Here is a 5,063-nt window from a genome sequence, read left to right on the forward strand (position 1 = left end):
CATGGTGTGGCCACGAAATACCTGGCGAACTATCTGGGCTGGCGCCGCCTGCTTGAACGCTACAAAACGCAGCTCAATCCATTGATTTGTCTGGGTGAGTCACTGGGCTACAGGTCCGCGCAACAGCTAACTTAGACATAGCCTTCATTTTTGCGTGGCAGCCTACTGTCTACTCGTCATCATGCAGCGCCAAAGCTCTGCCGTTGTGGCCGCGTCACCTGCGGCACTATGCGCCTTTCCTTGGAACTCAACGCCAGCAGCGGCAGCCGCGTTTATTAGGCTAATTGTTCCATATTGATTTGTTGCGCCAAACGCATCGGCCGCCCGATACATCGCACATTCGGTGTCCAAGCCCAAAATCCAGCCCACGGCGGCATCGTAAGCGGCCTGGCCCTGGCCGTCCGTGTGAGCCGTGGCGGTTTGCACCAGTATTCTGGTGTCGAAATCGCTATTGAAGATCACCACGGTTTTGCCTTCCAGCGCCGCCCGCACCCGCTCCGCAATCTCCGGCCATGCCGGTGCCGTTGCCAGCTTCTCCGGCCCGATGCCATGAACGGCCTGGGCGCCGGGATCAACCGGCACGGTCGGCCTGCAATAGCTCTCAAAAATCACGGCTCCGGCAGCGTCTACAATCGCGATTTCTATGACTTCGGCGGTGTCGTCGAGGCCCGTTGTTTCGGTGTCCAAAAACACAAGATTAGCCATTTTTGCGCTCCTCCTTTGGTGCTTCCAGCGCGGCCAGCCGCTCGGCTAGATTGTCGCGTTCGCTCTGTAATTCCGCGTTTCGCTTGTGCTCCAGAGCCACCGTTTCGCGCCATTTTTCAGCCTCGCCAGCCGTTGCCTGGTGTGCGGCTTTTGCCTCTTTTCGTGACTCGGAAAGCTCGGTTTTCAGATCGGAAACCTGGCTTCTCAGGTCGTCGGCCTTGTCGGCCTGCGCCTGCGTCCTGGATTCCGCCACAGCGGCGGCCTGCTGTGCCTGCTGAGCGCTGTCGCGGGCGGTTTCAAGCCGTTCGTGATAGCTGGCAAGTTCATCTTTCAGGCTGGCCACCTGCTCGCCCCACTGGCTTTTGATTTCGGCCAGCTGGTCGGCCTGGGTTTCGATTTTTACACGGGAGGTCGCTACCTCGGTTCTCGCGGCCTCTGCGGCATCCTGCTCACGGCGCACTTGATCGGCCAGCCGTTTTATTTCATCGGCCCTGGCGGCGGCCTCAGCCGCTGCTGTGTTCCGCTCGTGCGTCAGCGCCTCCACCTGCTCCGCCAGTTCCTCGATCTGGGTTTCCAGCCCTTCGCTGGTTTCCGCCAGGTCGGTAGCTTCTGCATGAGCCTGCGCCAGCTCAGCCCGTAGCTCGGCGGTTGCCGCCTCTGCGCCCCGGCGCAACTCCCGGCCAAACGAGTTGGCCAGCTCAGCCGGCAATTCGTAAGCGGCCTGCGTCACCTGGGGGCGGCTCTCACGCCACTGCGAAAGGTGGCGCTGTATGGTGTTCGGGCTGCCCGTTCCCAACCGTTCCCGTACTGCTCGGATGGTCGGGCTCTGGCCCTCGGCTGCAATTGCGTCTGCGGCGGCTTTGATTTGTTCTGCTGTAACACCCTGTCTCATATCATACCACGTATCGTATCGCGTATTTCATATTAATACAGATACGATACGCGATATGATACATCTGCGCAAGCATACCATTACAGTTTTTTTGTATAAAAAAACCGGCGCGAGGCCGGTTCCAATTCCGTGGCTTGGGTCAGCCCATGCGCGGGCCGCTCGGCGCGGCTGGCTCGTAGTCGTCCCGCCGCTGCAACTGCTCGTTCCAGTCGCCCGCCGTAGGCCGTTGGCGCTCAATACCTGGCACCAGCTCGGCAATCCGTTCTGCCAGAACGTCGCCAGCCACATCGGCATCAGTGCCCGCAACCAAGGCCGCGCCCTGCGCCTGTTTGTTTAACAGTGCTGTTTCTAAAACCGCCCATTGTTCGGGGCTCGGCTGCCCACCAATGCTGATATAAGCCGCTTCATGGTCACCGGTTTCTTGGGCATGGCTCAGGGCATCAATGGCGCTCTCGACAACAACAACCCTCTCGGCATTCCCAATGTTCGCGCTGTGCCAAATTCGTTTCTCGCCGCCTCGACTGAACCCAGTGAAGCCCTTGTTTTTCAGTTCGTAGCCGGAAAGTCCATGGCTATCGTAATGGGGAAACACCGCGTTGCCGCGCTGGTCCGCACGGATCATCCCGACAAACCGGGGATCGGCCAGGGTTTCGCTATTAATGCCCCTGCTCAATAAATACGGGTGCCCGCCCGCTGGCTGCGGCTGCATCTGGGCAAACGCCCCCATAGCGGCCTGCCGATCTTTGCTACTCGGTTCGGGCTTTTTGATTCGCTCCGGTACCGGCATCGGCTCGACGCCCAACCAGGGCCGCAACTCTTTACGGGTCTGGCCCAGGTTCCACCCTTTCCGGCGCTGAACAAAATCGACGATTGAGCCGTTGTCCTGCTCATCGCGCACAGAAAAATAAACGCCGTGGCCATCGGTATCGGTGGCGATAATTATTTTATCGTTGTCGCTCTCACGCCGCATCACCGCGCTGTTTCGGGACGATTCGCGCCGGTCCAGTTGGTAGCCCTGGCTGGCCGCGTATTCGGCCAAATTTATCCGGGTTTTGAATTGGTCCAGCTCGTCGTTTCTGTTCTCCATCAGCTTTTCCATTCCTCGTTCCACAGATCGGCTAGGCGCTCGTACGCGCTCGTTAAGGTGGTGACTTGCTCGCTCAAGGTCTGCACCTGCTCCGCTGAGGCGTCCACCTGCTGCCGCAAGCTCTCCACGCTCTCCAGCAAACGCTGCTCGCGCTGCTTCGACTCGGCTTCTGACGCCTTCAACAAGGCCACCAATTTCGTCTCTAACTCTGTCATAGCCTGACCTCAGCGTGTTTTTAATTCCGTCGCCCAACCGCCCGATTGCGTCTGAAAAATTTGTGGCTCGTTCTCGTAAATCAGAAAGGATTTGCCTTGCCCGTCCTGGGCGAATCTCACGCCCTGCGGGAGCTGGTTCAGCGTCCGTTGTGCCTGGTCGATCTGCTCCTGCATCGCTATCAAGCGGCTCGATTGCCACTGCATCAGGCCCCAGTTCGCGCCTAAGATGATCGCCAAGACTGCCAGCGCCGGCAGGCTGTATTTCAGCCAGCCCCATTTGAGTGTGTTCATCGCGGCTTGCCGGTTCTCGTTCGACGATTGCCTGATCGCGTTCAGATCGGCTGATAAAGATTTCTTCATCGAGGCGCTGCCCTGCTTCGCGCTGCGCTCCAGGTTCTCGATCAATTCCGTGATTTGGTTCAGTCGGTCGCTGATATCGCTTTTGGTGGTGGCCAGCTCGTCGTTCAATCCATCCCGCAAGCTTCGAGCGTGCCTTTTCAGCTCGCTGAGCGTGTGCTTCTCGATCCGCTCCCGGGCCTGCGCCTGCTTCGTTTCGAGCTTCTGCGATAGCTCGGACATCGAATTCGTGCCCATAAATGCCCCCTTTAAGACGTAATGCTTTATCAAAACCCGCCGGCTTCACATTCTTCGTGATTTGCATGCACGATCGGGCTCCGGTCAGCATCGATTTCGAAGATGTCGCATGAGGCGCTCAGGTGTGATGCCAAGCAGGAGCCAGGCAGAAGCACAAAACCATGCAACGAAAATCAGGCCGCCGACATATCCGGGCCAGGGGCGATTAAATAGATCCAAAGAGGGGCTGCTGGACAGCTTAATAACCAATCCAATCGATAGAACCATCCAAACTGCGAAAAGAAACTTCGTATTATTCATTTCACTTCAGGCTTTAAGATCGTCTATGCCACCGCTCTCAAGAAATCCGGACTGAGCCGCAATCCAGCACGGGAATCTTCTGCGAACCGCGTTGAGCCGCCCATCACATATTTCCACATGCACTCTGTCACCAGCCATGATCGGCCAAGCTTCTCAGAGGCAACGGCCGTGGTCAGGCTGTCGGCGAACGGATCTACTACCAGGTCACCCTCCCGCGTCATCAGCCGATCAGGAACTCAGCCAGTGCCAGCGGGTAGGGGGCACCGTGTACCGGCAGTCCCATTTCTCTTGCGGCTACCTTGTACTGGCTCTGGGAAGCGCAGTTGTGTGGGTAATGCAGGATATTGCGGGCTATCTTGCCGGCCGTTTCTGTTGAGTAAGCTCCGCGCCGTGCCATGTAGGCGCCATCAGAGTGCGAGCGGGTTATTATCTCCGGCGATCTCGTCCATGCTGACATCCGGAGCAACGGGGACTGAATCAACTTCCTTCACGAAACCATTGATGTAGTCGATGTTCTTTAGCACCAGGGAATAGCTGGCTTCAGCATCGATGAAGCCGAAATGACGGCCTGCACAATCAGGGTTTTCGCACTTGCAAAACACAGATGGGTTGAGAAACTTTGACAGCCACAAGGATGCAACTGGATACCCATAACGGTGAAGAACGTAATACTCGGCGGCCCGCGTTAGCATCTGTTGACGCTTCGTGCTCCCGTAGGCCTCAGTATCAACCGGGGTGTCATTCAAACCCATCATCGCAAGCGTTCCACGCACATCGATGCCATCAGCGTCAGTGTTCTCAGAGATTTCTTTGTCATACAGTCGTGTATACGTATTGCCTCAGTAAAAAACCAAACTCGCCGCCAGATTGACTCACCAGGATTGTTGAGTGGTTAACCGCTCATTAGCTGAGTCATTTTAGTCTGATAGCTCTGATCGCGTAATCTCCATTCGCTAATTCGTCTCTGGAGTGTCCTGACTTGGCTATTCGTGTATTGGCCAGGGTGCTTTTCTGAAAGCCATTCAGTTGTTACCAGGCCTTCGGGGGTCTATAATTAACGCAGACCTACAAANGAAGGGTGTGTAACTATGTTACCCGAGCAAGAACAAATTCCCGTGTCTGTGGATGACCTCCAGGAACTGAACAAATTCGGCATCCACATAGCGGATCTAACCGACCTGATTCACGACACGGTACGCAACTTCCGTGCAGAGCGATGCGACGCGCTATCCGCTCAGCCCTCGGGCCTGACGCTGGCCGAACGGGAAAT

The 5,063-nt window shown here is 56.9% G+C and carries 9 protein-coding genes and 1 pseudogene; 2 read left to right on the forward strand and 8 right to left on the reverse strand.

What is annotated here, in order from left to right:
* Positions 1-135: pseudogene (locus A3OI_RS22970) on the forward strand (IS1595 family transposase); the annotation flags it as partial.
* A 27-nt stretch (positions 136-162) separates the two neighbouring features.
* Here the strand turns inward: A3OI_RS22970 and A3OI_RS20925 are convergent.
* The 8 genes from A3OI_RS20925 to A3OI_RS0118810 all read right to left on the reverse strand — a co-directional run bounded on the left by A3OI_RS20925 (position 163) and on the right by A3OI_RS0118810 (position 4,548).
* Positions 163-705 carry a 3'-5' exonuclease gene (locus tag A3OI_RS20925; protein WP_018405744.1) on the reverse strand — a complete coding sequence of 181 codons (543 nt, stop codon included), beginning with the start codon at positions 703-705 and terminating at the stop codon, positions 163-165.
* A complete protein-coding gene (locus A3OI_RS20930) occupies positions 698-1,597 on the reverse strand; it encodes a DNA-binding protein (RefSeq protein ID WP_018405745.1) in 900 nt (299 codons plus the stop codon). Before A3OI_RS20930 ends, A3OI_RS20925 begins: the two co-directional genes overlap by 8 nt.
* A gap of 139 nt (positions 1,598-1,736) precedes the next feature.
* Positions 1,737-2,684, reverse strand: a complete 948-nt coding sequence (locus A3OI_RS23305) for a DUF3991 and TOPRIM domain-containing protein (RefSeq protein ID WP_026224296.1) — start codon at positions 2,682-2,684, stop codon at positions 1,737-1,739.
* The gene (locus tag A3OI_RS23310; protein ID WP_018405747.1) at positions 2,684-2,899 is read right to left on the reverse strand and encodes a hypothetical protein; all 216 of its coding nucleotides are present in this window, start codon (positions 2,897-2,899) and stop codon (positions 2,684-2,686) included. Before A3OI_RS23310 ends, A3OI_RS23305 begins: the two co-directional genes overlap by 1 nt.
* Positions 2,900-2,908: 9 nt before the next feature.
* Positions 2,909-3,493, reverse strand: coding sequence for a hypothetical protein (locus A3OI_RS23315; protein ID WP_018405748.1), 585 nt, complete (start codon positions 3,491-3,493; stop codon positions 2,909-2,911).
* A gap of 323 nt (positions 3,494-3,816) precedes the next feature.
* Positions 3,817-4,014 (reverse strand): DNA methyltransferase, encoded by a 198-nt coding sequence (locus tag A3OI_RS24780; protein WP_026224297.1) that lies wholly within the window; start codon positions 4,012-4,014, stop codon positions 3,817-3,819.
* Complete coding sequence (locus tag A3OI_RS22975; RefSeq protein WP_155903238.1) at positions 4,014-4,190, reverse strand: hypothetical protein; 177 nt, start codon at positions 4,188-4,190, stop codon at positions 4,014-4,016. The genes A3OI_RS24780 and A3OI_RS22975 overlap by 1 nt, the downstream gene beginning before the upstream one ends.
* Positions 4,191-4,200: 10 nt before the next feature.
* A complete protein-coding gene (locus A3OI_RS0118810; RefSeq protein ID WP_018405749.1) occupies positions 4,201-4,548 on the reverse strand; it encodes a hypothetical protein in 348 nt (115 codons plus the stop codon).
* 333 nt (positions 4,549-4,881) lie between these two features.
* Between A3OI_RS0118810 and A3OI_RS0118815 the strand changes: the two genes are divergently transcribed.
* Positions 4,882-5,063 (forward strand): hypothetical protein (locus A3OI_RS0118815; RefSeq protein ID WP_026224298.1); only part of this gene is annotated, 182 nt, incomplete at its 3' end.

The sequence above is a fragment of the Marinobacter gelidimuriae genome, assembly GCF_000372805.1.
GTDB lineage: Bacteria > Pseudomonadota > Gammaproteobacteria > Pseudomonadales > Oleiphilaceae > Marinobacter > Marinobacter gelidimuriae.

Excerpts from the sequence above, each read along its gene's own strand:
- A3OI_RS23310 (WP_018405747.1), bottom strand. The coding sequence starts at position 2,899 with ATGACAGAGTTAGAGACGAAATTGGTGGCCTTGTTGAAGGCGTCAGAA.
- A3OI_RS20925 (WP_018405744.1), bottom strand. The coding sequence starts at position 705 with ATGGCTAATCTTGTGTTTTTGGACACCGAAACAACGGGCCTCGACGAC.
- A3OI_RS23315 (WP_018405748.1), bottom strand. The coding sequence starts at position 3,493 with ATGGGCACGAATTCGATGTCCGAGCTATCGCAGAAGCTCGAAACGAAG.
- A3OI_RS23305 (WP_026224296.1), bottom strand. The coding sequence starts at position 2,684 with ATGGAGAACAGAAACGACGAGCTGGACCAATTCAAAACCCGGATAAAT.
- A3OI_RS0118810 (WP_018405749.1), bottom strand. The coding sequence starts at position 4,548 with ATGATGGGTTTGAATGACACCCCGGTTGATACTGAGGCCTACGGGAGC.
- A3OI_RS20930 (WP_018405745.1), bottom strand. The coding sequence starts at position 1,597 with ATGAGACAGGGTGTTACAGCAGAACAAATCAAAGCCGCCGCAGACGCA.
- A3OI_RS22975 (WP_155903238.1), bottom strand. The coding sequence starts at position 4,190 with ATGGCACGGCGCGGAGCTTACTCAACAGAAACGGCCGGCAAGATAGCC.
- A3OI_RS24780 (WP_026224297.1), bottom strand. The coding sequence starts at position 4,014 with ATGACGCGGGAGGGTGACCTGGTAGTAGATCCGTTCGCCGACAGCCTG.